17 protein-coding genes are annotated in these 25,691 nt (G+C 67.1%); 6 read left to right on the forward strand and 11 right to left on the reverse strand.

The window, feature by feature from the left end; translation table 11 throughout:
* Positions 1-186 precede the first annotated feature (186 nt).
* A complete protein-coding gene (locus tag ABZW74_RS09920; RefSeq protein WP_355275974.1) occupies positions 187-834 on the forward strand; it encodes a LuxR C-terminal-related transcriptional regulator in 648 nt (215 codons plus the stop codon).
* 275 nt (positions 835-1,109) lie between these two features.
* Positions 1,110-1,409: a helix-turn-helix transcriptional regulator gene (locus ABZW74_RS09925; RefSeq protein ID WP_355275976.1), complete on the forward strand. Its 300-nt coding sequence runs from the start codon at positions 1,110-1,112 to the stop codon at positions 1,407-1,409.
* 4 nt (positions 1,410-1,413) lie between these two features.
* Here ABZW74_RS09925 and ABZW74_RS09930 read toward each other — a convergent pair whose 3' ends face one another.
* From ABZW74_RS09930 to ABZW74_RS09960, 7 genes are all read right to left on the reverse strand, one after another.
* Positions 1,414-2,370 carry an alpha/beta hydrolase family protein gene (locus tag ABZW74_RS09930; protein ID WP_355275978.1) on the reverse strand — a complete coding sequence of 319 codons (957 nt, stop codon included), beginning with the start codon at positions 2,368-2,370 and terminating at the stop codon, positions 1,414-1,416.
* A 166-nt stretch (positions 2,371-2,536) separates the two neighbouring features.
* Positions 2,537-3,352 (reverse strand): anti-sigma factor, encoded by an 816-nt coding sequence (locus ABZW74_RS09935; RefSeq protein WP_355275952.1) that lies wholly within the window; start codon positions 3,350-3,352, stop codon positions 2,537-2,539.
* Complete coding sequence (gene sigK / locus ABZW74_RS09940; RefSeq protein WP_355275954.1) at positions 3,345-3,947, reverse strand: ECF RNA polymerase sigma factor SigK; 603 nt, start codon at positions 3,945-3,947, stop codon at positions 3,345-3,347. Before sigK ends, ABZW74_RS09935 begins: the two co-directional genes overlap by 8 nt.
* A gap of 68 nt (positions 3,948-4,015) precedes the next feature.
* Positions 4,016-4,798, reverse strand: a complete 783-nt coding sequence (locus tag ABZW74_RS09945) for an ABC transporter permease (RefSeq protein WP_355275956.1) — start codon at positions 4,796-4,798, stop codon at positions 4,016-4,018.
* A complete protein-coding gene (locus ABZW74_RS09950; protein ID WP_355275958.1) occupies positions 4,788-5,840 on the reverse strand; it encodes an ATP-binding cassette domain-containing protein in 1,053 nt (350 codons plus the stop codon). The genes ABZW74_RS09945 and ABZW74_RS09950 overlap by 11 nt, the downstream gene beginning before the upstream one ends.
* Entirely contained in the window at positions 5,818-6,096 is a 279-nt protein-coding gene (locus tag ABZW74_RS09955) for an MbtH family protein (protein ID WP_355275960.1), read from the reverse strand. The genes ABZW74_RS09950 and ABZW74_RS09955 overlap by 23 nt, the downstream gene beginning before the upstream one ends.
* Complete coding sequence (locus ABZW74_RS09960; protein ID WP_355275980.1) at positions 6,093-19,601, reverse strand: amino acid adenylation domain-containing protein; 13,509 nt, start codon at positions 19,599-19,601, stop codon at positions 6,093-6,095. The genes ABZW74_RS09955 and ABZW74_RS09960 overlap by 4 nt, the downstream gene beginning before the upstream one ends.
* A gap of 396 nt (positions 19,602-19,997) precedes the next feature.
* Here ABZW74_RS09960 and rplN point away from each other — a divergent pair, with 396 nt between their 5' ends.
* Genes rplN through ABZW74_RS09980 form a run of 4 tightly spaced genes read left to right on the forward strand, consistent with a single transcriptional unit; the run spans position 19,998 to position 21,455 of the window.
* Positions 19,998-20,366, forward strand: coding sequence for a 50S ribosomal protein L14 (gene rplN, locus ABZW74_RS09965; protein WP_348809172.1), 369 nt, complete (start codon positions 19,998-20,000; stop codon positions 20,364-20,366).
* A gap of 1 nt (position 20,367) precedes the next feature.
* On the forward strand, positions 20,368-20,685 hold the full coding sequence (rplX, locus tag ABZW74_RS09970; protein ID WP_355275962.1) for a 50S ribosomal protein L24: 318 nt from the start codon (positions 20,368-20,370) through the stop codon (positions 20,683-20,685).
* 1 nt (position 20,686) lies between these two features.
* On the forward strand, positions 20,687-21,268 hold the full coding sequence (gene rplE, locus ABZW74_RS09975; protein WP_355275964.1) for a 50S ribosomal protein L5: 582 nt from the start codon (positions 20,687-20,689) through the stop codon (positions 21,266-21,268).
* A 1-nt stretch (position 21,269) separates the two neighbouring features.
* Positions 21,270-21,455 carry a type Z 30S ribosomal protein S14 gene (locus ABZW74_RS09980; RefSeq protein ID WP_012835401.1) on the forward strand — a complete coding sequence of 62 codons (186 nt, stop codon included), beginning with the start codon at positions 21,270-21,272 and terminating at the stop codon, positions 21,453-21,455.
* A 187-nt stretch (positions 21,456-21,642) separates the two neighbouring features.
* Here the strand turns inward: ABZW74_RS09980 and ABZW74_RS09985 are convergent, their stop codons facing one another.
* From ABZW74_RS09985 to ABZW74_RS10000, 4 genes are all read right to left on the reverse strand, one after another.
* Positions 21,643-22,965, reverse strand: a complete 1,323-nt coding sequence (locus ABZW74_RS09985) for a DUF222 domain-containing protein (RefSeq protein WP_355275967.1) — start codon at positions 22,963-22,965, stop codon at positions 21,643-21,645.
* Positions 22,966-23,157: 192 nt separating this feature from the next.
* Entirely contained in the window at positions 23,158-23,280 is a 123-nt protein-coding gene (locus tag ABZW74_RS09990) for a hypothetical protein (protein WP_355275968.1), read from the reverse strand.
* A gap of 134 nt (positions 23,281-23,414) precedes the next feature.
* Positions 23,415-24,023 carry a DUF4262 domain-containing protein gene (locus tag ABZW74_RS09995; RefSeq protein WP_355275970.1) on the reverse strand — a complete coding sequence of 203 codons (609 nt, stop codon included), beginning with the start codon at positions 24,021-24,023 and terminating at the stop codon, positions 23,415-23,417.
* Positions 24,024-24,103: 80 nt separating this feature from the next.
* Positions 24,104-25,591 (reverse strand): hypothetical protein, encoded by a 1,488-nt coding sequence (locus ABZW74_RS10000; protein ID WP_355275972.1) that lies wholly within the window; start codon positions 25,589-25,591, stop codon positions 24,104-24,106.
* Positions 25,592-25,691 lie beyond the last annotated feature (100 nt).

Consider the following 25,691-nt stretch of genomic DNA (forward strand, 5'->3'; position numbering starts at 1 on the left):
CCTGAAACGGTCAACGGTGTCGGTTGTTCAGCCGACGTCTCACACGTCGGCTAACGTACCTGAGAGTTTGGCGTATTCAACATGTGAATGCGGTGAGCGTTACCGCGTCGGGTGAGCGATATGCCGGATTTGAGAAAGGGGTCGTCGGTGACAGACGAAGACACGCTGACGCCATTGCGCGTCGGCATGGTCGACGACCATCGATCGCCGATCTGGGGGATCGAACGAGTCCTCGATTCCGTCCCCGACATCGATCTGGTGCGCGCAGCGCCGACCGTGGCCGACGTCCTGAACGAGAAGCCGTTGGACGTCGTCCTGCTCGATCTGCGGCTCGACGACGGCACCACGCCGCGTGAGAACGTCACCACGCTGACCGAACACGGCATCGCCACGGTCGTCTACACCTCCGGTGAGGATCCGTCGCTGCTCCGGTCGGCGGCACGGGCGGGGGTCCTCGGCATCGTCCTCAAATCGGCCGACGAATCGGTGATCGTCGACGCCATCCGCGCCGCATCGCAGGGCCGGGAGGTGCTCACCACCGAGTGGGCTGCCGCCATCGACGGCGATCCCGAGTTGGCCGCGGTGGACCTGTCACCCCAGCTGCAGAATGTCCTCGCCCTGTACGCATCCGGCGAGACCTCGGTGCGGGTCGGGGAGATGCTGGGGGTCTCCGCCGAGACCGTCAACGAATACCTCAAACGCATCCGGCAGAAGTACGCCGACGCGGGCCGGCCCACCAAGACCAAGATCGACATGTTCAAACGCGCCATCGAAGACGGCTGGCTGCCCGTCCCGCAACGCAGACGCCCCCGACAACCGGCCCGGGAGAAGTGACACATGCCCACCGCACCGGCCAGTGGTCCCCCTTTCTGGGTCTACCACCACGCGAACCGGACACCTAGCGTAGTCAGCACATCGCTTGTGATGCGAGAGATGTGCCCCCCGGAGAAGTTCCGACCGCAGCCCGCTGCGCTCGGATCGACTCGCAACTCTCGTATGAAGAAAGGGATCAACCAGTGACGGCGAGTACGGAATTGCCTCACGACGGCGCGGAACCGATCCGACCCGTCGTCTCCACCGGAGGAAGTGCTTCGCCGGTTCGCACCCCGGTGATCCGGCACAACGGGGTGACCCGTCTCGCCGACTATCGGCACCCGGGTGAAGCGGTGCCTGCGCCGCTGCCGCGGCCGAATCTCTCCGACCGCGAGGTCGAGGTGCTGCTTGCCTGGCTCGCGGCAGAGTCGAAGGAGGAGGCCGCCGGCCGACTCTTCATCTCGGCGTCGACGGTGAGTACCCACCTCGCCCGGATTCGCGCCAAATACACCGGCGTCGGACGGACGGCGCCCACCAAGACCCACCTGTTCGCGCGGGCACTCCAAGACGGTTACACCAGCCTCGACCGCTGGTGATCTCTCAGGCGAGATCGCGTGCGAGCTTGGGCCAGGTGTTGTGCAGGTCGTCCTCCCAGTAGCCCCACGAGTGGGTTCCGTTCGGGCGGAAGTTGACCTGGAACGGGATGTTCAACTGACGCAGACGCTGCGCCATCTGCCGCGTGCAGATGTCGATCGCAACCTCGATGCCGCCACCGAGCAAGGCCTGATTGGCGAGCGTGAACGGGTCGCCCTGGATCGACTTGTCGGAGAGTTGCTCATGTTGACCCGGGAGTCCGTTGCCGGTGGTCATGTACACCTTGGTGCCGCGTAGGCGCTCGGCGTTCAGGTACGGGTCGTTGGCGCGCCAGCCGGGCCCGTTGAGCGGGCCCCACATGTTGACCATGTTGCCGCCGCCGCGGTCGGACACGACCATGCGGATGTACTGCTGCCCGACGGGGTCGCTGGTCCGGGCGCAGCCGCTGAACCCGGCCACCGAGCGGTAGAGCTTCGGCGCGGAGATGGCCAGGTTGAGCACCGAGGTGCCGGCCATCGAGATGCCGGCGAGTGCGTTGACCCGCGTGGTCGGGAACCGCTTGTCGATCAGCGGCGGCAGTTCCTTGGTCAGGAAGGTCGTCCACTTGTTGCGGCCGAGGACCGGGTCGTCGCGGAACCAGTCGGTGTAGTACGAGAAGGCGCCGCCGATGGGCGTCACCACATACACGTTCTTGTCGGCGAAGTAGCGCTTGTAGTTGGTGCGTGCGTCCCAGGTGGCCGAGTCCTCGCCGCCGCCGGCGCCGTTGAGCAGGTACAGCACCGGCCGCGGGCGGGAGCGATCACGCGGCATGAGGACAGTGACGGGGATCGATCGGCCCATCGACGCCGAGTACACGATCAGCGTCACCTGCTGCCGGTCGTCGTTGTAGGTGGCCGTGATGCGCGACGAGGGCGCCGCGTCCGCCTGAGCAAGGCCGATGGTGCCGGCACCGAAGGCGGCCATCGCCACGACGATCGACAGCAGTGCTGTCCATCGCAGCGTCAGCCGCGACCCGATCTCATTCCGCACCGTCATCTCACACGCACCGTCATCTCACAAACCTGGAACCACACGAGCTTCCGACCACCCGTACCCGGGCACTTCCCGCCAGTGTATGCACGCCGATCGGTCACAACGGGATCTGGGCGAGGATAGGGGTCGTGGGCTGCGGCGATCCGCCACCGGGTTCGATGGTGACCGCCAAGACCTTCGACGATCCGAGTTCGTTGACGACCACCGGGGCCTGCGGACCGGTTCCGGGAATCAGGCCGGCCGAGACCGGGTTCTCGGTCTTGCCGACGAGCCACAACTGGAAGGTCTGGTCGGACGCGATCGGGTTGGTGGTGTCACGCAGCAGGGTCACCGCGCGATTCTGCGACTTCGAGTACACCACCGAGATCCGGCCCCGATCGTCGGCCAGATCGGTGAACGACACCGTCGCGTCCGGCGCGCTCAGCACCTCGGAGATCTGCTGCTGGGCCTCCGTCGAAGCGACCGGCGGCGCCGGCTCCGGTGCAGTGGTGCGGCCGATGAGGACGCCCGCGCCCAGCGCCACCGCGACGACGACCGCTGCCGCCGCGAGCGCGGCCGCGATCCGGCCCCGGTTCGGCGACCGCAAGGGAGTGACGTTCTCAGGGAGCGAGGTGACCGGCTCCTCGGCGGGCGTCGCGTTGTCCGGGGCCGGGCCGGCGAAGACGCGGTCGAGAACCCGGGACCGCAGGTCCTCGGGTGCGGTGAGAGCGTAGGAGCTCGCCATTCCGGCGATGGCCTGCTGGGTTTCGGTGATCCGGCCGTCGTAGATGGCCCTCTGCACGCCAGGAAGTGCGTCGAGGTCCTGCTCCACCCGAGCCGTCTCGTCGCGCGTCAGCACATCCACGGCGTACAACTCGATGTGGTCGTCGAGCCAATCGGTGTCCGGGGAATCCGGTGCGTCGTTGTCACTCATCGGCTTCGCTCCGGAGGCAGTTCTTCAACCGTCGCAATCCGTCACGGATGCGTGACTTGATGGTCGGCAGCGGAGTCGAGGTCTCCTGGGCCACCTCGGGGTAGCTCAGGCCGTTGAAATACGACATCTCGATGCTGCGGCGTTGCAGGTCGGTGAGCTCGTCGAGGCAGGTCCGCAGTGAGGCGGCCTCATCCCGATCGACCACGATCTCCAGCGGAACCGCTTGCGGCGGAGCCACATTCGACGCGCCGTAGTCGGCGATCTTGCGATGCTGGAGTTCCTCGGACCGCACTCGGTCCACGGCCCGCCGATGCGCGATGGTCATCATCCAGGTGATCACCGAGCCGCGCGCGGGATGGTACTCGGGGGCCTTCTGCCAGTACTGCAGGTAGGCCTCCTGCACGATCTCCTCGGCGTAGTGCCGGTCCCGCACGATCCGGAACGCGAGGCCGTAGATGCGCGAACTCGTGCGGTCGTAGAGGGTGGCGAAGGCGGCGCGGTCGCCACCGGCCGCGCCCGACAGCAATGTCGCCAGGTCATCGGCATCCCTGTCCGACCGGGAACCCGAATGGGCTGATCCTCGGCTGGATGTCACGCCCCCACGGTAGCCAACCCGTGCGGGTTCTATCGACGGTTCCGGCGTCATGGCAGAAGTCCCCTCGATCAACGGTGCGCGGCTCGCCGGTAGAGGACCAGCGAGACGGGCACGCAGATCGCCAGGATCGCGAGACTGCAGCCGATCGAATAGCCGATCGCATGGTCGGCGACCCATCCGGTGGCGGGCGGGAAATCGGGTGGCGCGGTGTTGCCGAACAACTGCCGGCTCGCAGTGGCCACCGCGGTCACCGGATTCCACTCGGCGATGGTGCGCAGCGGTCCCGGCAGGCTCTGCGCCGAGATGAACGCGCTCGACAGGAACGTCACCGGGAACATCCACAGGAACCCGATACTCTGCGCGGCTTCGACGTTGGGTGCGACCAGACCGGTCACCGCGCCGACCCAGGCCATCGCCAGTGCGAACAACACGATCACGCCGAAGGCCGCAGCGGCATCGGCGGCACTGCCCTGTATCCGCCAGCCGATCGCCAGACCGCACACCACCATGACTCCGAGTCCGATGATGCCGAGCAGCATGTCCGACGACACCCGGGCCGCGATCACCCCCAGTCGCGACATCGGCAGTGACCGCAGGCGGTCGATGATGCCGTCGGAGGTGTCGGTGGCCAGCCCGACGGTGGTGAACGCCGCGTTGAACACCACGGTCTGCGTGAAGATCCCGGCCATCAGGAACTCTCGGTAGGTCCCACCGCCGAATGTCGCACCGAAGACGTAGGCGAACAGGAACACGAACATCAGCGGCTGGATGGTCGCACCGATGAGCAGAGTGGGAATTCGTTTGACGGTGAGAAGATTTCGTTCGACGAGGACGGCAGTGTCAGCGAACATGTGCCTGCTCCGTTTCTGTGGTGCGTGTCGAGGCCGACGACGGCGTGTCGTGATCGCGGCCCGTCAGCGCCAGGAAGACGTCGTCGAGGGTGGGTGAGGTCACGGTGGCATCGACAACGTCGACGTCGAGCGCTCCGAGGGCCTTGACCGCTTCGACCGCACTGCGCGAGCCGTCGGAGACCGGAACCGACCAACGCGTCTCGTCCACGTGCTCGGGCATACCCAAGCCGATCTCGGCCAGCGTCGTCGCGATGCGACCGGCCTTGCGCTCGTCCGATACCGCCTCGGAGATCTCCACCGTGAGAATCGACTCGACGGTGCTGGCCTTGAGTTGCTCGGCCGAACCCTGGGCGCGGATCGTGCCGTGGTCGATCACGGTGATCTCGTCGGCGAGTTCGTCGGCCTCCTCGAGATATTGGGTGGTCAACAGGACCGTGGTGCCCGAGGCCACCTGGTCGGCGATCACCTCCCAGATCTGTCGTCGGCCACGCGGATCCAGGCCGGTCGTCGGCTCGTCCAGGATCAGCAGTCGGGGGCGGTTGATCAGCGCGCCCGCCAGGTCGAGGCGCCGGCGCATGCCGCCCGAGTAGGTGCGCATGGGGCGGTCCGCGGCGTCGGTGAGATCGAGGTCGGAGATGAGTTCGCTTGCTCGAGAACGTGCCTCGGCGCGCGAGTGGCCATAGAGCTGAGCCACCATCCGAAGGTTCTCGAATCCGGTGAGGTTACCGTCGACCGCGGCGTACTGGCCGGAGACACCGATGATCTCGCGGGCGCGCTCCGGGTCGGCGAGGGCGTCGACGCCGTCGATCACCACCGACCCTTCGTCGGGTGTCATCAGCGTGGCGACCGCCCGCACGGTGGTGGTCTTACCCGCGCCGTTGGGGCCGAGCAGCGCGCACACGGTGCCCTTGGGAACGGTGAGGTCGAGTCCGTCGAGCGCATGGACGCGGGGGCCGCGGCCGAGGAAGCCCGAACGGAACGTCTTGCGCAGACCCCGGATACGCAGTGCGGCTGCCGGTTCAGTCATGCTGTGCCGTCCCATGTGTCTCCTCCTCGTTCTTTCCTGCGGCAGTCTGCCTCGCGGCGCCGGCCTGATCCATCGCGCGGATCAGGCTGGCGGGCCGCATGTCTCGCCAGTTCTCCTCGACGTAGGCGAGGCACTCGTCGTGACCCTCCGGTCCGAACACGGTGCGCCAGCCGTCCGGGACCGGGGCGAAATCGGGCCACAGCGAATGCTGGTTCTCGTCGTTGACAAGGACCCGGAAGACTCCGTCGGTGTTGTCGAACGGGTTGGTCATCGTTGTTCCTCCTGTTGTTCGGTGGGTGCCTGTTGGGCGTCTGCTCCGTCGATTGCGTGGATGTAGTCGACGACGTTCTCGGGCAGCAGCATTCGCGCATGCGTGCACGACGTCTTCACTTCGGTGACCTGGCCGGCGATGGCGGTGTGCCAGTCGTCCACCGCGCGCTGCCCCGCCGGCGGGTCGATGGTCGCCGAAACGAAGGTCGCGTCGCCGTCGTACGTGCGGGGCCGCCAGTCGGCGGCCAGCGGTGTTGCGTGCCGGAAGGCCCGATGCACCGCATCGAAGTCCTGCTCGCACATGGCGCCCAGAATGCCGCCGGCAGCCGCAACCGCCGTGCGCACCTCCTGCACGGTCGGCTCGACATCGACATCCGTTGTGGTGATGCCGAATTCCTTCATCAGCTCGGCCAGCGACGGCTCGGTCTGGTACTCGGGGCGGTCCGCGATGACGAACGAGTCGAGCAGGATCAGCTGTCCCACCTCGTCGCCCGCCTCCTGCAGCTGTACCGCCATCTCCTGCGCGATCAGGCCGCCGAGCGACCAGCCGAGAAGGTGATACGGCCCGTCGGGGACGATCGCCCGGATCCGGTCGACGTAGTCGGCGGCGAGATCGCCGATCGTGTCGGAGGCCGGTCGGCCCGACAGCATCGGATTCTGCAGTCCGTACACCGCACGGTCGGCGGGCAGGTGCGGCAGCAACGACGCGAAACTCCAGGACAGACCGATCGCCGGATGGACGACGAACAGCGGAGCCGGACCGTCGGGTGCGCCGCGCCGCAACGGCAGCACCGGGGCCAGGGAATCGGCATGCGGTGCACCGTCCGGGTCGTCGGTCAGAGCGGCGGCCAACTCGGCGGGAGTCGGTGCCGTGAACAGGATCTGGGCTGCGACGTCGTATCCGGTCGCCTCGGTGAGCCGCGCGGTGACCGAGGTGGCCATCAGCGAGTTGCCGCCGAGATCGAAGAACCCGTCGTCGGCCCCGACCGCATCCTCGTCGATCCCGAGTACCTCGGCAAAGGCCTGGGCCACGGTGGTTTCCAGCCCCGGACGCGGCGTTCGGCGTTCGGCGATCACCGGCGCCGGGAGTGCGCTGCGGTCGAGTTTGCCGACCGGTGTCATCGGGATCTCATCGAGCACCGTGATCGTGGCCGGCACCATGTGGCGGGGCAGCGCGCGGGCCAGGTGGCGACGCAACGTGTCTGGTTCGGGCGAGTTCGCCTGGGCAGCAGTCACATAACTCCGCAGGGTCGGTGCGCTGCCGGCGTCGTCGACGACGGTGACCGCGAAGTCGACGTCGCGATGAGCGGCGAGGGCATCGTCGATCTCGCCGAGTTCGATGCGGAATCCGCGTACCTGAACCTGCGTGTCGCTACGTCCGACGTAGGCGATGCGTCCGTCGTCGGTCCACTGCACGAGATCGCCCGTCCGGTACATGCGGCGTCCCGCGTAGCGGGGTCCGGTGACCATGGGCGCCGGTACGAATCGCACCGACGTCAGGTCGGGGCGGCGATGGTAGCCGCGGGTGACCTGCGCGCCGATCAGGTACAGCTCGCCGGTGACACCGGCGGGAACCGGGTGCAGGCGCTCGTCGAGAACCACCGCGCCCACCCCGTTGTTGGGTGTGCCGATCGTCAATTCGCTACGCGCGGTGAGCGGTTGGCTGCCGGTGGTGATGATCGTGGTCTCGGTGGGTCCGTAGACGTTGACCATGGTGCGTCCGGGTGCCCAGCGTCGGACCAGTTCGGTGCCGAAGTCCTCGCCGCCGACGGCGAGCGAGCGCAGCGACGGCACCTCCTTCGGGTCCATGCTGGCCACGGCGGCCGGGGTGATGAACGCGTGCGTCACGCCGTGCCGGTCGATGAAGTCTTCCAGTCCGCGACCACCGTAGACGTCGGTCGGTGCGATCACCAGCGTCGCCGAACCGCATGCGGCCAACAGGAACTCGAGAACCGAGGCGTCGAAACTGGGCGACGCGAAATGCAGGACCCGTGAGGTGGGTCCCGGCCCCAGCCGCTGCGCCAGCTCGTCGTGGACGGCCCGCAGCCCCGAATGCGGGACGAGCACTCCCTTCGGGGTGCCGGTCGAACCCGACGTGTAGATCACATAGGCCAACTGATCGGGGTGAACCCGGCGCGACCGTTCGGCGTCGGTGATCGCGGCCGGCGACGAATGACCGATCCGGGTGCGAACCGCTCGGTCGTCGAGCCGCAGGGTGGGCAGATCGGTGTCGAGGCGCTGCGCACCCGAGGAGGTGGTGATCACCAGGCGCGCGCCGCTGTCGGCGAGCATGTGCGCCACGCGGTCGGACGGGTAGGTCGGGTCCACCGGGACGTAGGCGGCACCGGACTTCACGATCGCCCAGATGGCCACCAGCGCATCGATGGAACGCTCGACGGCCATCGCGACCACCGGTTCGGTGTGATCGGCGACCCCGCGACCGAGAAGTACCCGCGCCAACCGGTTGGACCGGGCGTCGAGCTCGGCGTAGGTGATCGACTCGGTGTCGGTGATGGCGGCGAAGCCATCGGGATTACGCCGAACCGCGTCGTCGAGCAGCGCCCCGAAGGTCTTCGGCATCCCCGGGTCGGGCCCCACCGCCGGGGTGAGGGCGGCGACCTCGAGTGGATCGGTGATGCGGACGTCGCCCACTGCGCGGCCCGGATCGCAGACCATCGCCCGCACCACCCGCAGCAGGCGAGTGATCAGCAGATCGGCGTCGTCGTGACGGTAGCGGTCGGTGTCGTAGGTGAGGGTGACCCGCGGCCGCTGCGCGTCGGCATGGACACCGGTGACGGTGAACTGGAGATCGAATTTCGCGGTCGGAGCGTCGATCTCGGACGCCGACAACCTCAGATCGTCATCCATCGAGAGATCGTCGCCGGTCATCCCGGAGGCGAAATCGTGCACCGACAGCGCAATCTGGAACAGCGGATGCCGGCCTTGCTCGCGTTCCGGATTGAGTGCTGCGACGACGTCGTCGAACGGTGTGGACCGACGGTCGAGCGCGGCCAGGTCGTCGTCGCGCGTGCGTGCGATCAACTCCGACACCGATTCACCCGGTGCGACGACGGTGCGCAACGCCAGGGTGTTGACGAACATGCCGATCACGCCGGAGTAGTCGCGCGCGGATCCCGCCGGGGCCTCCCGATTGGCCACCGGGGTGCCGATGACCACGTCGCGTCCCACGCCCAGTCGGTTGAGCAGGATTGCCAGGCCGGTGTGCAGCAGCGAGAACGGCGTGGTCGAGCGCGAACGGGCGAGCCGGAGCAGCCCGGCATGCAGTTCGGCGTCGATCGGGGCGCTGACCGACCCGGCGGTTCCGGGACCGTGAGGGCTCCCATCCCGCGAGGTGCGACGGCCCGCGATGGTGGTCTCGGCCGGCGCATCGGCCAGCGCGTTGGTCCAGAACGGCAGATCCTGTTGTGCGTCTGCATCGTCGGCCATCTCGAGCGCGTAGTCGCGGTAGTCGATGGCTGCCGCGTCCCAGCGCTGCGATCGACCGGCTCGCCGGCTGCGATACGCCTCGATCAGATCGCCGACCAGGGTTGGTAGCGACGCGCCGTCGGCCGCGATGTGATGCACGACGAGCACAAGCAAGTGTTCGTCGTCGTCGCCGCGGTCGGAAATGTCCCGCCACAGCGATGCCCGCAGGGAAGCATCCTCGGCAAGGTCGAAGGGGCGACCGGCGATTCGGGCCATCGCGGCACTCGGATCATAGGTTTCGCGCGGGGCGAGGTCGCCGATGACCGCGGCGGGATCGTCGAGAACCCGGGCCACCGGACCGCCGTCGCCCATCGGATACACCGTCCGCAGACTCGTGTGCCGCGCAACGAGATCGGTCAGTGCTGCCCGCAACGCCTCCCGGTCCAGTTCGCCACGCAGGCGCAGCGCGAACGGCATCACGTATTCGGTGGAATCCGGTGCGGCCGTGGCCACCGACCACAGGCGGCGCTGCATCGGTGCGAGGGGAACATCAACCGGCCGTTCGGTCGGCAGGTCTTGGGTTTCGGGCATGTCGGCCAGGTGGAGATCATCCGGGAACGACACCAGCGGGGCCAACTTCTCCGCGGTGGGATGGTCGAACAGATCGCGCACCCGGATACGCTCCCCGAGGTGATGACGGTTGATTCGGCTGACGACGGCGGTCGCCTGCAACGAGGTGCCGCCCACGTCGAAGAAGTCGTCGTCGGCGCCGACCTCTTCCGTGTTGCGACCCAGGACCTCCGCGAGGATCTCGACGAGCGCTGACTCGGTGCGCGAGGTGGGAGCGCGTCCCGCGGTGTCGGTGACGGCAGGACCCGGCTCCGGGAGAGCGCGTTGGTCGAGTTTTCCGTTACCGGTCAACGGAATCCGGTCCAGGATGACCACGGCGGCGGGCACCATGTGGCGCGGGAGCCGGCCGCGGACGGCGGATAGGATCGTGCGCTCGTCCGGCGCCGGACCGTCGGCATCGTGCGTCACGTACCCGACGAGCGTGGCGTCCGCGCCGCGGCCACGGACGACGGTGGTGGCGAAGTCGACGCCGTCGACCGCAGACAGGGCTGCCGACACCTCGTCGAGCTCGATCCGGAAACCGCGGACCTTGACCTGATTGTCGCTGCGGCCGTGATAGATCAGCGATCCGTCGAACGCGCGGTGCACGATGTCGCCGGTGCGGTACATGACGGCACCGGGTACCTCAGGATCGGCGACGAAACGGGTCGCGGTGAGGCCGCGGCGATTCAGATAGCCACGCGCAACACCCGGACCGGACAGGTACAGGTCGCCGGGCACGTGATCGGGCACGGGCCGCAGATGCCGGTCGAGAACGTGTACACCGCAGCCGTCGACCGGGGAGCCGATCGTGATCGCGTCTCCCGCCGCCAGCGGCTGCGACATGGTGGCGACGATGGTGGTCTCGGTGGGGCCGTAGCAGTTGATGTACCGGCGTCCGGGAGCCCAGCGCGCCAACAGCTCTGGGGTGGACGCCTCCCCGCCGACGCCGAGGGTGCGCAGGTCGGGCAGCGGATGTGCGCGTGCCGCGGCGAGCGCTGCGGGCGTGATGAAGGCGTGCGTCACCGCCTGTTCGGCGAGGAACTCGACGAGTTCGTCGCCACCGTAGATGGTCGACGGCGCGATCACCATCGTCGCCCCGGTGGAGAAGGCCAGCAAGAACTCGAGCATCGTGGCGTCGAAGGCCGGCGAGGCGAAGTGCAGGCTGCGGTCCCCGACACCGATGTCGTAGCGCTGTTGCTGCGCCACGGCGAAAGTGGCGAGTCCACGATGGGTGACGCTGACGCCCTTGGGCTTTCCGGTGGAACCAGACGTGTAGACGATGTAGGCCAGGCTGTCGGTGTGCCGGGCCGGCGGCCACCCGGTGGGCGGTGCGTCGGGTCCGGACTGGGAGAGCGATTCCGTCGAGAGCCACCAGATCCCGCGCGGCACCGTGTCGAAGCGATCGCTCGACGTGATGCCGAGAACGGCGCCGGAATCGGCGATCATGTGCTCAACGCGCTGCGCCGGGTACCGGGAGTCGATCGGCAGGACGGTCGCGCCGGCCTTGGCGATCGCCCACACGGCAACCACGAGATCCAGTGAGCGGTCGAGGGCGACGGCGATGACGTCGTCGGCGCCGATGTCCAGGGCGTGCAGTCGAAACGCCCACTCGTCGGACGCGGCGTCGAGGTCGGCGTAGGTCATCGTGGCCACGCCGTCATCGATTGCGACGGCGTCGGCGTGCTCGCGTGCCGTGCGTTCGAAGATGTCGGCGAGATGAACCGGCTCGGTCGGCGCCGGCACGGCGGAGGTTTCCCGATCGGTGAGGATCGGCAGACTGTCGATAGGTGCGTCGGGATCGTCCACGATCGCCCGGGCCAACCGGATGAAGGTATCCGCCAGCGCGGTGATCCGCTCATGGCCGAAGACATCGGTGGCGTAGGTGAATCGGGCGACGTCGCCGCGCATACGCAGTTCGAGGTCGAATCGCGCTGCTCCGGTGTCGATCTCGTCCGTGGTCACCTCGAGCCCGGCCAGGCTCGGCCCCGACGCGGAAGGCGCCGGGTTGTCGGACACCGAAGCGTCGACGGCCAGTGCGATCTGGAAGATCGGATGCGTCTGTGTGCGAGGCGGGTTGAGCATGGACACGATCTCCTCGAAGGGCATGTCGGCCTGCGACAGCGCTTCGAGATCGGTGGAGCGGATGGTGTCGAGCAGCGCCGAGAAGCCGGCGTCACCGTCGACCTTGGTGCGCAAGACCACCGAGTTGACGAACATGCCGACGAGGTCGGCGAGCCGGGGATCGGCGCGCCCCGCCACCGGGGTGCCGATGACGACATCGGAATCCGCACCGGCGAGGTGCACGTCCGGGTCGCCGTGCAGCCGGTGGAGCAGGGCCGCGAACACGGCATGAACGGTCATGAACTCGGTGGCCTTGCCGCCGGCCAGCGACACCAGCTTGCGGCGCAGGTCGGCGTCGAAGTCGACCTCCACGACGCCCGCGGTGCGGATGGCCGCGGCGTTCGAGTCAGGCACCAGGGTTCCGGTGGCGTCGAGGCCGTCGAGCTCTCGACGCCACCACCCGGCGAGGTCGGCCATACGCGAGCCGTCGGCTGCCGGACCGAGATTCTCGGCCTGCCAACGCAAGTAGTCGCGATAACCGACTCGAAGTGCAGCCTGAGCCGGTGATCGACCGGCGCTCAGGTCCGCGTAGGCGCCGGCGATGTCTCGCCCCAGCGGCGCCATCGACCATCCGTCGGCGGCAATGTGATGCACGACGATGGTCAGCTTGTGATGTGCCCGATCACCGTCGATGCGGTGAAGTCGGACGCGCAGCGGCACCTCCTGCGTGAGGTCGAACCGTGACCTTGCGAGGTGCTGCGCCTGTTCTTTCCAGTCGGCGTCGGAGACGTCGACGGGTGTGAGCGTGAGGTCGACGTCGTCGGCGGGCCGGATGTCCATGACGGGAAGTCCGTCGTGGTCGGGAAACACGGTGCGCAGTGGCTCATGCCGATCGACCGCGTGGCGCAGCGCGCCGGCGAGCGCGTCGATGTCGAGGTCACCGCGCAGGTCGAGAGCAAACGCGATCGAGTATGCGGCCGAACCGGATTCGGTGTCGTCGGAACCGTCGAGCTGGTTCAGGAACCACAGCTGCCGCTGTGCCGGACCGACCGGCACATCCGCATCGGGGTCATGGTGCAGGGTGGCGAGCGGCCGTGGGTCGGCCGGTCCGGTGAGTCGGGCGAGTTCGGCGACGGTGGAGTGTTCGAACACCTCGCGCACCGTGATCCGGCGCCCGGCGAGCTGTTCGAGGGCGCCGACGATCTGGGTGGCGAGCAGGGAGTTGCCGCCGAGATCGAAGAAGTCGTGGTTGCGTCCGACGCTGCCCGGGTCGAGCTGCAGGCGTTCGGCGATCAGGTCCGCGATCCGGCGCTCGGCCTCGGAGTCGGGTGCCACATAGGCGATGTCACCTTCCGGGCCGACAAGTGCGTCGGGCTCGGGCAGGGCGCGCAGATCGACCTTGCCGATCGGCGTCTTGGGGATCTCGTCGAGTTCGATGATCGCCGACGGGATCATGTGGCGGGGCAGACGATCCGCAAGACGACCGCGAATGTCCCCGACGGCGCCTGCGTCGGCGACGGTCGTCACGTAGGAGACGAGGCGCGTTTGCGCACCGGAGCCGTGGGTGGTGGTGACGGCCGCGACCACCGCGTCGTCGTCGGCGAGTGCGGCGTCGATCTCACCCAGCTCGATCCGGTGTCCCCGGATCTTGGTCTGATGATCGGCGCGGCCACGGAACTCGAGCTCGTGGTCGGAGGTCCAGCGCACCAGATCGCCGGTGCGGTACATGCGCTCGCCCGGATGTCCGTACGGGTTGGCGATGAATCGCTTGGACGTCAGAGGGCGCACACCGTGGTAGCCGCGGGCGAGATGGTCGCCGGCGATGTAGAGCTCGCCCACCGCGCCCGGCATGACGGGACGCAGGCGCTCGTCGAGCACCATCGCGGCGATACCGCGGATCGGACGCCCGATGGTCAGTGTCGAATAGTCGGGGCGGATCGCCGACGACACGGTGGCGACCACGGTGGTCTCGGTGGGGCCGTAGGCGTTGAACAGTGCCGGACCGGCCGACCATTGGCGCACCACAGCCGGATTCGGGTGCTCGCCGCCGATCACGAGCGCCTGCAGGTCGGGTACCTGCTCGGGCGACATCGTGGTCAGCACGGACGGGGTGAGGAAGGCGTGCGTGACGCGGCGATCGCGCATCAGGTCGGCGAGTTCGGATCCGCCGACCACGCCGGGCGGCACGATGTGCATCGTCGCCGCCGCGGAGACCGCCATCAGCACCTCGAGCACCGAGGCGTCGAAGCTGGGGGAGGCCATGTGCATCGTGTGGCTGTCGGGTGTGATGCCGAAATCGGTCACCTGCTGCGCCGCGAAGTCGGCGAGACCACGGTGTCCGACGACCACTCCCTTGGGTGTTCCGGTGGTTCCGGACGTATAGATCAGGTAGGCCGGATGGTCGACGTCTCGCGGGAGCGACAGTTCGGCATCACCAATGGGCCCGGCGGATTTCGCGTCGCGCGCGGTCCGCACCTCGGCGTCGTCGAGACGCAGTGTGTGAATGGCAGCGCCGGGATCGGATGCGGAGTCGGTGACGAGGAGCCGTGCCCCCGAGTCGGTCAGCATGTGTGTGATGCGCGCGGTCGGATAGTTGGGATCGATCGGCACCCATGCCGCACCGGTGCGGGCGATCGCCCACAGCGTGGTGATCCAGTCGATGCCACGCGGAAGAGCCACCGCGACATAGGTTTCCGGGCGCGCACCGTTGGCGATGAGCAGCCGCGCGAGCCGATTGGCCGCCGCGTCGAGTTCACGGTAGGTCAGCGTGGTGGCGGCGTCACTGATGGCGACGCGATGCGGTTGCGAATCGACCGCGGACGTGAGCAGCCGCGACAGGTGTTCCACCGGACGGCGTCCGGCACCCACGGCGGGTACCAGGTCGAGCCGCTCGTGCAGATCGAGCATCGGGATGTCGCCGATCGTGACCTGCGGGTCGGCGGTGACCGCGTCGACGGTCCGCGTCAGCCGGGAGGCGATGCCACGCACCGTGTCGTTCTCGAACAGGGCAGTGGCATAACCGATCTCGACGGAAACGCCGCTCAGCTCACCGGAGTTCGAGATGTTCTCGGTGAAGGTGAACTGGAGATCGAACTTCGTGTGTCCGGTGTCGATCCGGGCTGCGGTCGCCGTGAGGCCGGCGAAGTCGAGCGCGATCGCCGAGTTGTCGTCGAGTGCGACCGACACCTGGAAGAACGGGTGCAGGTTGGCCGATCGTTCGGGGTTGAGTCGCTCGACGATTCGGTCGAACGGCACGTCGGAGTTCTCGAAGGCACTCAGGTCGGTGTCGCGCACGTCGGCCAGCAGGTCGGTGAAGCAGGCATCCTTGTCCACTGCGGTGCGCAGGGCGAGGGTGTTCACGAACATGCCGACCATGCCGTCGACATCGGCGTCGCCACGACCGGACACCGGCGTGCCGACCACGATGTCAGAGGTCTGGGACATGGTGCGCAGCAACGAGGCGACAGCAGCGTGCAGCACCATGAACACCGTGACGTCATGCGCCTCCGCGATGGCTCGCACCGCGCGATGGGTCTGCGGCGAGAGCATCGCGTGGACGGTGTCGCCCGCCGGGTTCGCGTCGATCGTGCGCGATTGATCCAGCGGCAGTTCGGTTTCGGCAGGGGCGTCGTCGAGAGCTTTCGTCCAGAAGCTGAGTTCGTCATCGACGTCGATGCTTCGGGACGCACTGATCTGCGAGTAGGTGGTGGGCAGCGGCGCCCAGTCGGGCTCGTTCCCGTCGCGGCGGGCGCGGTACGCGGTCGCCAGGTCGACCGCCAGCGGGCCGAGCGACCAGCCGTCGGCGGCGATGTGGTGGATCACGATGGTGAGCCGATGATCGTCGGTGCCGGAGCGGACGAGGCGTGCTCGGATCGGCAGATCGGCGGACAAGTCGAAGGGTACGGATGCGAAGTCGCGCTCGCTGGCCAGGTCCGACGACGCGTCGTCGACGGGCAGGTCGAAGCGGACCGAGTCCGCATCGAGCGGCGCGATGTACGGTGTGCCGTCGCGCTCGTCGACCAGGCTGTGCAGCGGTTCGTGCCGGGTGACGACATCGGTGATCGCCCGCTGCAGCGCGTCGGTGTCGAGCTCGCCGACGAGCCGTACGGTGAACGGGATGTTGTATGCGGCAGCCGAATCGGGATCGAGGCGCGCCGCCAGCCACAGGCGTTGCTGTGCCGTGGACAGGGGGACCGGTCCGGTGGCCGTGTCTCGTGGTTCGGTGGTATCGGTTGTGAGCTCGACCCCCTGCTCCTCCAGGTGCGCTGCGAGGGAGGCGAGGTCGGTCGTGTCGAAGACCGCGCGCAGGCCGACCTTCGTTCCGGTCGCCCGGGACAAGCGGGCGGCCACCCGGGTCGCCGACAGCGAGTTGCCGCCGATTCCGAAGAAGTTGGCGGACATCGAGATCGGCGAGATCCCGAGTACGGCGGACACGGTGTCGGCGACGAGGCGTTGGAGCGGGCCGTCGGGCTCGACATGGCTCCCGGCGTCCGGCTGCGATGGCGCCGGCAGTGCGCGCCGGTCCAGTTTGCCGTTGCTGGTGGTCGGCAACTCGTCGAGCACCATCACGACGGTCGGCACCATGTGATCGGGCAGAGCGTCGGCCAGTTCTGCCCGCAGGTCACGATCGTCGAGACCGCTGCCCGCGACGTAACCGACCACCGTTGCCGCATCCGCGACCATGTCGTCGCGCAGCAGCACGCCGGCGGCCCGGACACCGTCGAGCCGGCTCAGTGCGGCCTCGATCTCGCCGAGTTCGACGCGCTGACCGCGGATCTTGACCTGAGAGTCGGTGCGGCCCAAGTACTCCAGCTCGCCGTCGGCGCGTCGGCGCACGAGGTCGCCGGTGCGGTAGAGGCGGTCGCCCGAGCCGCTCGGGTCCGCGATGAAGCGGGTGGCGGTCAGCTCGCCACGCGACCGGTAGCCACGCGCGAGTTGCATTCCGCCCAGGTACAGCTCGCCGATGGCGCCCGGAGGTTGCGGAACCAGGCGGTGATCGAGGACATGCACGCTGGTGTTCCACACCGGGCGTCCGATGGGCACAACGTCCGCGTCGGGTGAGCAATGGTCGTGATACGTGACGTCGATGGCGGCTTCGGTGGGGCCGTACAGATTGTGGACAGGTGCGGGTGTCAGTCGTGCGGTCGCCCCAACCGTCGCCGGTGTCAGTGCCTCGCCACTGGTGAAGATCTGGCGGAGCGACGCGAGCTGTGCCGCGGTGTCGGGATCGGCGTCCTCGCCGGCGCCGGGATCGAAGGTGGCGGCAAACGCGGCCAGCATGGAGGGCACGAAGTGCGTTGTGGTGACACCGAACTGGCCGATGGTGTCACGTAGATACCACGGATCGCGGTGACCGTCGGGAGTCGGCACGACGAGTGTGGCGCCGGTGGTGAACGGCCAGAAGAACTCCCAGACCGACACGTCGAAGGTCGCCGGGGTCTTCTGCAGGACTCGATCGGCGGTGGTGAGCGGGTAGCGCGACTGCATCCAGCGCAGCCGGTTGACGATGGCGCGGTGGGTGATCACCACCCCCTTGGGCTTACCCGTGGAGCCCGAGGTGAACAGCACATACGCCGCGTGGTCGGGGTGCGGGGCGCGCGGAGTGACGGTGCCGGTCTCGGCGACGAGTTCATCCAGAGCGACGGTGTCAATCTGATCGACTCCGTCGGTGTCAATTTGATCGACTCCGTCGGTGTCAATTTGATCGACTCCGTCGAGGTCGGGCAGTTCGTCGTCGGAGATCACGAGCGCCGGCGTCGCCGTGGTCAAGATGTGGCCGAGTCGTTCGGCGGGTTCGGCGGGGTCGATCGGCAGGAATGCCGCACCGGCACGTACCACCGCGTGCAGCGCGATGACCTGCTCGGCGCTGCGCGCAAGGCGCACCCCGACAACGCTTTCCGGTCCGACGCCGCGCTCGGCGAGGGCTGCTGCAGCGGCGTCGGCGCGGTCGGCGAGCTCGGCATGGGTGAGTGTGTGACCGCTCACCGCGTCGACGATGGCCGTCGCATCGGGGTGCAGGCGGGCGGCCTCGTCGAGCAGATCGACGAGCGAGCGCTCGCCGGTGACAACAGTCGGGCCATTCGTGTGCTCGGACAGGTCGTCGGTCTCGGCGGGCGTGAGCAGCCCCAACTCCACGACGTGGCGTTCGGGGTCGGCGAGGACAAAGCGCGTCAGGAAATCGATGATGCGCGTGTGGTGGGCCTCGATCTCCCACGGGGCGTAGACATTCGGGTTGGCTTCCAGGTCGAGCCGCATGCCGCCGGTGAAGCCGTCGTAGACATTGATCGAGGCGTCTTCGACGGGTCCGGTCGAGAGGACGTTCAGTTCGCCACGCAGGGAACCGAAGTCGATGTGTTCGAAGAACAGCATGACGTTGACCATCGGGCCGAAGAATCCTCGACGACCGCCCGGGCTCGCGAGGACCTCCGCGGTGATGTCCTCGTGGCGGTACTTCTGGTGGCGCACAGCCTGTTTGATCTCGGCGTTGGTGTCACGCAGTACCTGTGCAACAGTCGCGGTCTCCTCGTCGATCGCAACCCGCACGGGAACGACATTCGAGGTGAGGCCCGCCGATGTGCGCAGGATGTCTCGGTCACGGGCGGCGACCGGAAGGCTGAGCATCGACTCGGAACGGTCGTTGAGCCGGGCGAGGTAGGTGGCCACGGCGGCCGTGATCACCGATGCCGGCCGCACGCGGTGCTCCTTGGCCAGGGACCGGATGCGTTGCACCAGGTCGTCGTCGAGGTCGGCCGAACGCACCGTCGCGATCGGCGCGGCCGCCTCCGACCGTCCCGACAGCGACGTGGTTTCCGGGGTCGGGACCAGATGATCGGTCCAGTAGTCACGATCGCGGGTGAACTTTTCCGACGACCGGTAGTCGTGGTCGAGGTCGGCGATCTCGGCCATGGTCGCGGTGTCGGCGTCGGACGCGTCGTGGCCGGCGGAGATCGCTGTGTAGTGTGCGGCGACCCGCACCATCATGTACATCGCGGCGTATCCGTCGAAGGCGAGGTGGTGGCCCCAGCAGTACCAGATGACGTGCCGCGGGCCGACTCGCAGGAGGTAGGTCTCGAGCAGCGGGTCGGTGAACAGGTCGGTCGACTTCGAGCGGTGCTCGTCCATCCAGGCGAGGGCGGCGGCGCGCGGGTCGGCGGCGTCGGAGAAGTCGCGAGTGCCCAGCGCGATCGGTCGATCGTGGTCGACGAGTACGCGGGGTTCGTCGTCACCGTCGAGGTCGTCGACGAGCCGGAGCAGACCTGATTGGGTTTCGGTGCTCGTCGCGGCCACCGCGGCCCGCATGATCTCGGCGTCGACATCGTCGCGGAATTCGGCGTAGGCCACCACGGACATCGGCACGTCGGGGTCGATCTGCTGGGCGTAATAGATGCCGCGCTGAGCTGCGGTCATCGGGATCGACTGGTCGGCGATGATGGGCTGGATCGTGCTTTCTGCGGTCACCGGTGTGCCTCCCTGCCTCGCGAGCAATGCCGGTTGGGCGGTTGTCTCCACCCGGATGGCTTATGTGAGTGCTTCGCGCGAGGGGTGGCCGCAGATGGGTGCTGTTTTGATCGGATGACCCAACTGGCGAGTAGGCCGCCGACCGGATTTGGCTCCGACCTGCGGGTTCGCCTACACTTGTGGGGTTGCCTGCGGCATGAACGTGCCGCGAATCGGCGCACGAACCCACTGGGGAGGTCCGTTTCGGCGGAAAAGCCCAGGCAGGCGTGTGTCCGGTGGTGACAGACCGTGTGCGTCGGGTCGGAAATCCGGCGGACAGAAATACCAGGTCAAGGAGACCAACGAGTGATTCAGCAGGAATCTCGCCTGCGGGTCGCCGACAACACCGGAGCCAAGGAAATCTTGTGCATCCGCGTGCTCGGCGGTTCCTCGCGGCGCTACGCCGGCATTGGTGACGTGATCGTCGCCACTGTCAAGGACGCCATCCCGGGCGGCAACGTCAAGAAGGGCGAGGTCGTCAAGGCAGTCATCGTGCGCACCACCAAGGAGCGCCGTCGTCAGGACGGAAGCTACATCCGTTTCGACGAGAACGCCGCCGTCATCCTCAAGGGTGAGAGCGACCCCCGCGGTACCCGCATCTTCGGCCCGGTCGGCCGCGAGCTGCGTGAGAAGAAGTTCATGAAGATCGTGTCGCTGGCACCGGAGGTGATCTGACATGAAGGTGCACAAGGGTGACACCGTGATCGTCATCTCGGGCAAGGACAAGGGCGCCAAGGGCAAAGTCATCCAGGCCTTCCCGAAGGAGCAGCGTGTTCTCGTCGAGGGCGTCAACCGAATCAAGAAGCACACCGCCGCGTCGGCGAACGAGCGCGGTGCCTCCTCCGGCGGCATCGTGACCCAGGAAGCCTCGATCCACGTCTCGAACGTGATGGTCGTGGACTCCGACGGCAACCCGACTCGCGTCGGCTACCGCGTCGACGAAGAGTCCGGCAAGAAGGTCCGGATCTCGCGCAAGAGCGGGAAGGACATCTGACATGACTTCAACCGAAACCAAGATTCAGCCGCGCCTGAAGACTCGCTACCGCGAGGAGATCAAGGACGCGCTCAACAAAGAGTTCGACTACGCCAACGTGATGCAGATCCCGGGCGTCGTGAAGGTCGTCGTGAACATGGGTGTCGGTGACGCCGCCCGCGACGCCAAGCTCATCAACGGCGCTGTCGAGGATCTCGCGAAGATCACCGGTCAGCGTCCGGAGATCCGCCGGGCCCGCAAGTCCATCGCGCAGTTCAAGCTGCGTGAGGGTATGCCGATCGGTGCCCGCGCCACGCTGCGCGGCGACCGTATGTGGGAGTTCCTGGATCGCCTCGTGTCCATCGCCCTCCCGCGTATCCGCGACTTCCGCGGTCTGTCCGACCGCCAGTTCGACGGCAATGGCAATTACACGTTCGGCCTGAACGAGCAGTCGATGTTCCACGAGATCAACATCGACAACATCGACCGGCCGCGCGGTATGGACATCACCGTCGTCACGTCGGCCACCACGGACGAGGAAGGCCGCGCGCTGCTTCGCGCCCTGGGCTTCCCGTTCAAGGACAACAACGTTAAGGACAACTGACATGGCAAAGAAGGCTCTGGTCAACAAGGCCAACAAGAAGCCCAAGTTCGCCGTGCGGGCCTACACCCGGTGCAACAAGTGCGGTCGTCCGCACTCGGTGTTCCGCAAGTTCGGCCTGTGCCGTGTGTGCCTGCGCGAAATGGCGCACGCCGGTGAGCTTCCGGGCGTGCAGAAGTCCAGCTGGTGACTTCGCGCTAACCAGATAGCACGTTCAGCCCCACCTCCCACGTCGGGAGGTGGGGCTGAACGCATTTCACCCGCGGCGTGGCTGGGTTCGCTATGGAGTTCTCAAAGGGCGTGCGCGGTCCCGACGGGTCGGGTGCGCGAAAGGTGCTGCGCGGTGAAGTCGGTGAAATGCCTTCCCCGGCAGGGGGTCAGGCGGCGATGCGGTCGTCGAGGGTCATGGTGCGTCGGTTGTAGGCGGGCAGTGGGGTTCGTCGGGGGTCGATAGTGGCGGGTGGTACGAGCCAGGGGTGGCGGTCGGCGCCCATGATGATGTCCCAGTCGCTGGCATGGATGTAGGCGTGGCAGGACGGGCAGAGTAGGCATCCGTTGTCGAGGTCGGTGGGGCCGCCGTGGCTCCAGAACGCGATGTGGTGGACGTGGGTGCGCCCAGCGGGGGCGCCGCATTTGATGCAGCAGTGGTCGCGGATGATGATGGCTCGCCGTAGGTGTGCGGGGAACAGTCGTTTGCTGGTGCCCATCTGGAGGGGGACGGTTTCTCCGTCGATGACGACGTCGGTGACGGTGGAGTCACACGCCAACAGTGATGCGGTGGTGGGGCTGATGGGGCCCAGCCACAGCAGGCTGGCTTTGTCGGGGGCGGTGGCCGGAAGCAGCACGGAGACCTGTGTTTTGGGTGGTGTGGCCAGGGTGGTGTCGGCGACGGCGGCGGCGTCGAGGATCAGTTCGAGGGCATCGGCGTTGCGGGCACCTTGGGCGCGGGCATCGTCGGAGCCGTCGGGTTCGGGTCGGGGTGTGTTCAAGGATTCGATGGCGGCGGTGAGTTTTTCGCCGGTGACGGTGTCGAGGTCGCCGCGCACGGCGACGCGGCCGCCGTTGGTGGGTGTGACGGTGAACTCGTTGATGGTGCGGTCCTCTCCGGGTGGGACTCCTGCGGCGGTGATGGCGTAGGTGTTGCCCAGTTCTCGTGCTTTCGTGGCGATCTCGGCGGGGGTGGCGCCGGACATGGCCTGCGCGATCAACGTGTGTTCGATGTCTGCTCGCTCCTCGTCACAGATTCCGTCGGGCGCGCGTCGGCCGATGTGGGCGATACCGCCGATGATGGCGTCGGCGTGTTCCCCAGATATTGCGCCGTCGGCGGTGTAGCCGGGTAGCCGCGACGTCGGTGTCTGTGCTGCACCGATGCGTAACCAGCGGTGCGCTACTGCCGGGGCGACACCCATGGCGATGAGCAGGGCCGATGTTTTGCTGGTGGTGTGGCGGGCGACGCCGAGGCGGTCGAGGGTGGCGGCGATGGTGGCGGCGTGGTGGTCGAGGATGGCGCGCAGTTCGATGAGCAGGGTCATCGCGGTGTGTGCTTGGCGGCCGCTGGGTGTGGTGCCGCCGGGTGGGAGGTCCCAGAGTGCTGCGCGGATCGCGGTGAGCACGCCGAGGTAGCCCTCAGGGTCGAGAAGCTGGGCGTCGACGACTTGTGGGCTGTCGACGCTTGGGGCGGGGGCGGTTGTTGTGGGCATGACGGAACCTTCCACATCAAAAGGGTGGGTTTGTCGTCATCGTTGGAAATACATCGGCGAAAACCGCTGCCGATGCGTGTCTTTCATCTGCTGAGAGCTACGGTAGCCGGGGGCACCGACAAGAATGGACGGTCATCATCTGGCTGTCGCCACGGAGGCATGCTGTCATCTGATCTCGAAACTGATCACACACTATCGCGGGGGTCCGACAAGAATCTGTCGTCGGCGCTTGATGCTGGCGGCGCTGTGGAAGAAGTGCACCTCGCCGATATGCGTGGCGACGGCACTTGGGGCGGGGGCGGTTGTTGTGGGCATGACGGAACCTTCCACATCTGAGGGTGGGCTTGTCGTCATCATTTGTGGTGCATCGGCGAAACCTACTGTCGATGCCTGTCATTCATCTGCTGAAAACCACTGTAGCCGGGGGCACCGACAATACTGTGCGCCGTTCATCCTCGACGCCAGTTCCGTGCGGCCCGGCGTCGTTGCGCTCGGTTCATCCCCTCGTACGCGGAGATGACACGCGGGCCGTCGACCTGCAACGCGTTCGCGTCGTGCACGCCCTTCACGTACTGATGCTCGGGCCGAAGGCTGTAGCCCACCTCCCACGGGTAGGTGCCGAGGTCGTCGGGCCAGACCGCCTGCAGGACAGGCGCATCGGGGTAGATCTCGTTGGTGATGAGCAGATCGCACTTGTCGAGCATCTCGATCACTATGACGGGCACCTCAAGCGATTCGAGTTGCACGGGAACCGAATTCGCAACTGCTTGACGCCAGTCGTAACGGTGGAACACGTTGCCGAGCTCGTTCAGCACGTGGCCGCTGGTGCGTGCATCGAGCCCGTAGACCGCCATTTCCGGCAACTCATGCAGGCGCAGGCCGGTGGTGTAGGCGAACGAGCACTCCGGTGCCGTGCATTCGGTCGATGCGCACGAGCACTGGTCACTGATGGCGGTCACCGCCCACCCGCAGCGCCGGATGCGGTCCAGCGTCTCGCGCACCAGGGGGTCGGGATGCCAGCGGGGAAGTCCGCGGAGATCGGAAGCGTGGTCGGCCATGTTCGCTCCTTTGTTCGAGGTGGAACAAGTAGAGCAGGTGGGTCCGACAGAACTGATTCATGACGTTGTTCTTGAGGCCGTCAGCGTTCCAGCGTGGTGGTGTGAATGCCGGTGGCGGTGTACGTCGTCAGCACGACGTCGCCATCCTCGGTGAACGTGGGACCGGTTCGTGGTGCGCCCGGAACTGTGAGGGCGTGATGGGTGACTCCGTCAGGTTCGATCACATGCAATTGTGTTGTGGGTGTTTCATCGGAGTAGTCGGTCGTGAGAAAGTAGGCACTTCCATCTGGCCCTGCGGTCAGCCCAGACACGTCTCCGTCGATCTCCGTGGGGAACACGCCGTCGGGAGTGATGGCCATGACGGTGCGCGCCGAGCTGAAATCAGCCCGGGTCACCTGAAATGCGTTGGCACCGCCGGTAACCGGGTCGCCGTATCGGATGCCGTCGAGAGGGACGTACTCGACCGTCCCGTTTGTGGAGACTATTGCCACAACGGTGGTCGGTTCCTCTGCCGACGTATCGCTCTCCATCGAGAGGTAGACCGTCCCATCGGGCGCGACGACAAAGCTGTTGGACTGGCCGTCCACCGTCGTGCTCGTGGGGGTCCCGTCCGGCCGGATCGTCGTCACGGTGGTGTGCCACGTTCCCGACCCGTCGGAATCGCGCGTGATGAGGAGGAGTGTGCCGTCCTCGTCGATGAGTTGCGGCGAGTTGCCGGTGCCTTCGACGGTGATCGGGTCACGTGGGGAGTCGGCGGTGATGGCGGTGACCGTGGTGGTCTGGTCCGGATAACTGCCGTCGACGGTGGTCTGGTAGACAGCAGTGGGTGTGACAGCCACCTGTCCCCACGTCGAACCTTCAATCGGCACAGTCTGTTCGACCGTCCCGTCGGGCGCGAACACGGTTACGACTGTGATCGGTCCATCCGGCGAGCCGTAGTTCGGAATCGTCGTGGTCTGATAGACCCGACCGTCGTTGCCGTCCACCGCGGTCAGATACGGAGTTCCGTCGAGGTCGACAAAGCGATGGGTCCCGTCGGGATTGATCACGATCACTGTGGTCCCGGCGGCGTTGTGCACGGTCTGGTACGTGATCCCCGACGTGGTCGTGACGGCGTTTCCATCTGCCGCTCCCGGGTGACTTATGGTGATGGCGTCGCCTCCGCCGGCGGGGATCACCGAGACGTGGGTGGTGTAGCCGCCGCCAGACTCGAAGGATTGCGTTGTGACATAAGCGGTCCCGTCGGGGCCGGCCACGACCGGCGACGAGGCGTTGTAGGCGCTGGTGGGTCCCGATCGGCCGGGGACGACGACTGTGTCGATCGTGCCGTCCGGCCCGGCGATCACAACCGTTGTTTGTTGTGTCGCGTTGTCGTACGCGGTCTGATATGCCTTTCCGTCCGCACCGAGCACGAGGTTCTGCGCTTGACCGGGCGTGTCATGGGTGACCACGGTTCCGTCCGGGGCGACGACGTTCAGGTGGCCGGGTCCGACGAGGTAGTAATCGTCGAAGGTGGTGTAGTAGATGGTTCCGTCAGCGCCGAACGCCATTGTTTCCCGATTTCCCACACCCGCTAGTGTCGCGTGTCGTAAGTTCTTAAACGCTTTCCGGGCTGGGAGGATGAGTTATGGCGAATTCCCCGGCCCCGGCATTGACCCTTCGTGATGG

It is taken from the genome of Gordonia sp. NPDC003585, assembly GCF_040610755.1.
In the GTDB taxonomy this organism is placed as follows: domain Bacteria; phylum Actinomycetota; class Actinomycetes; order Mycobacteriales; family Mycobacteriaceae; genus Gordonia.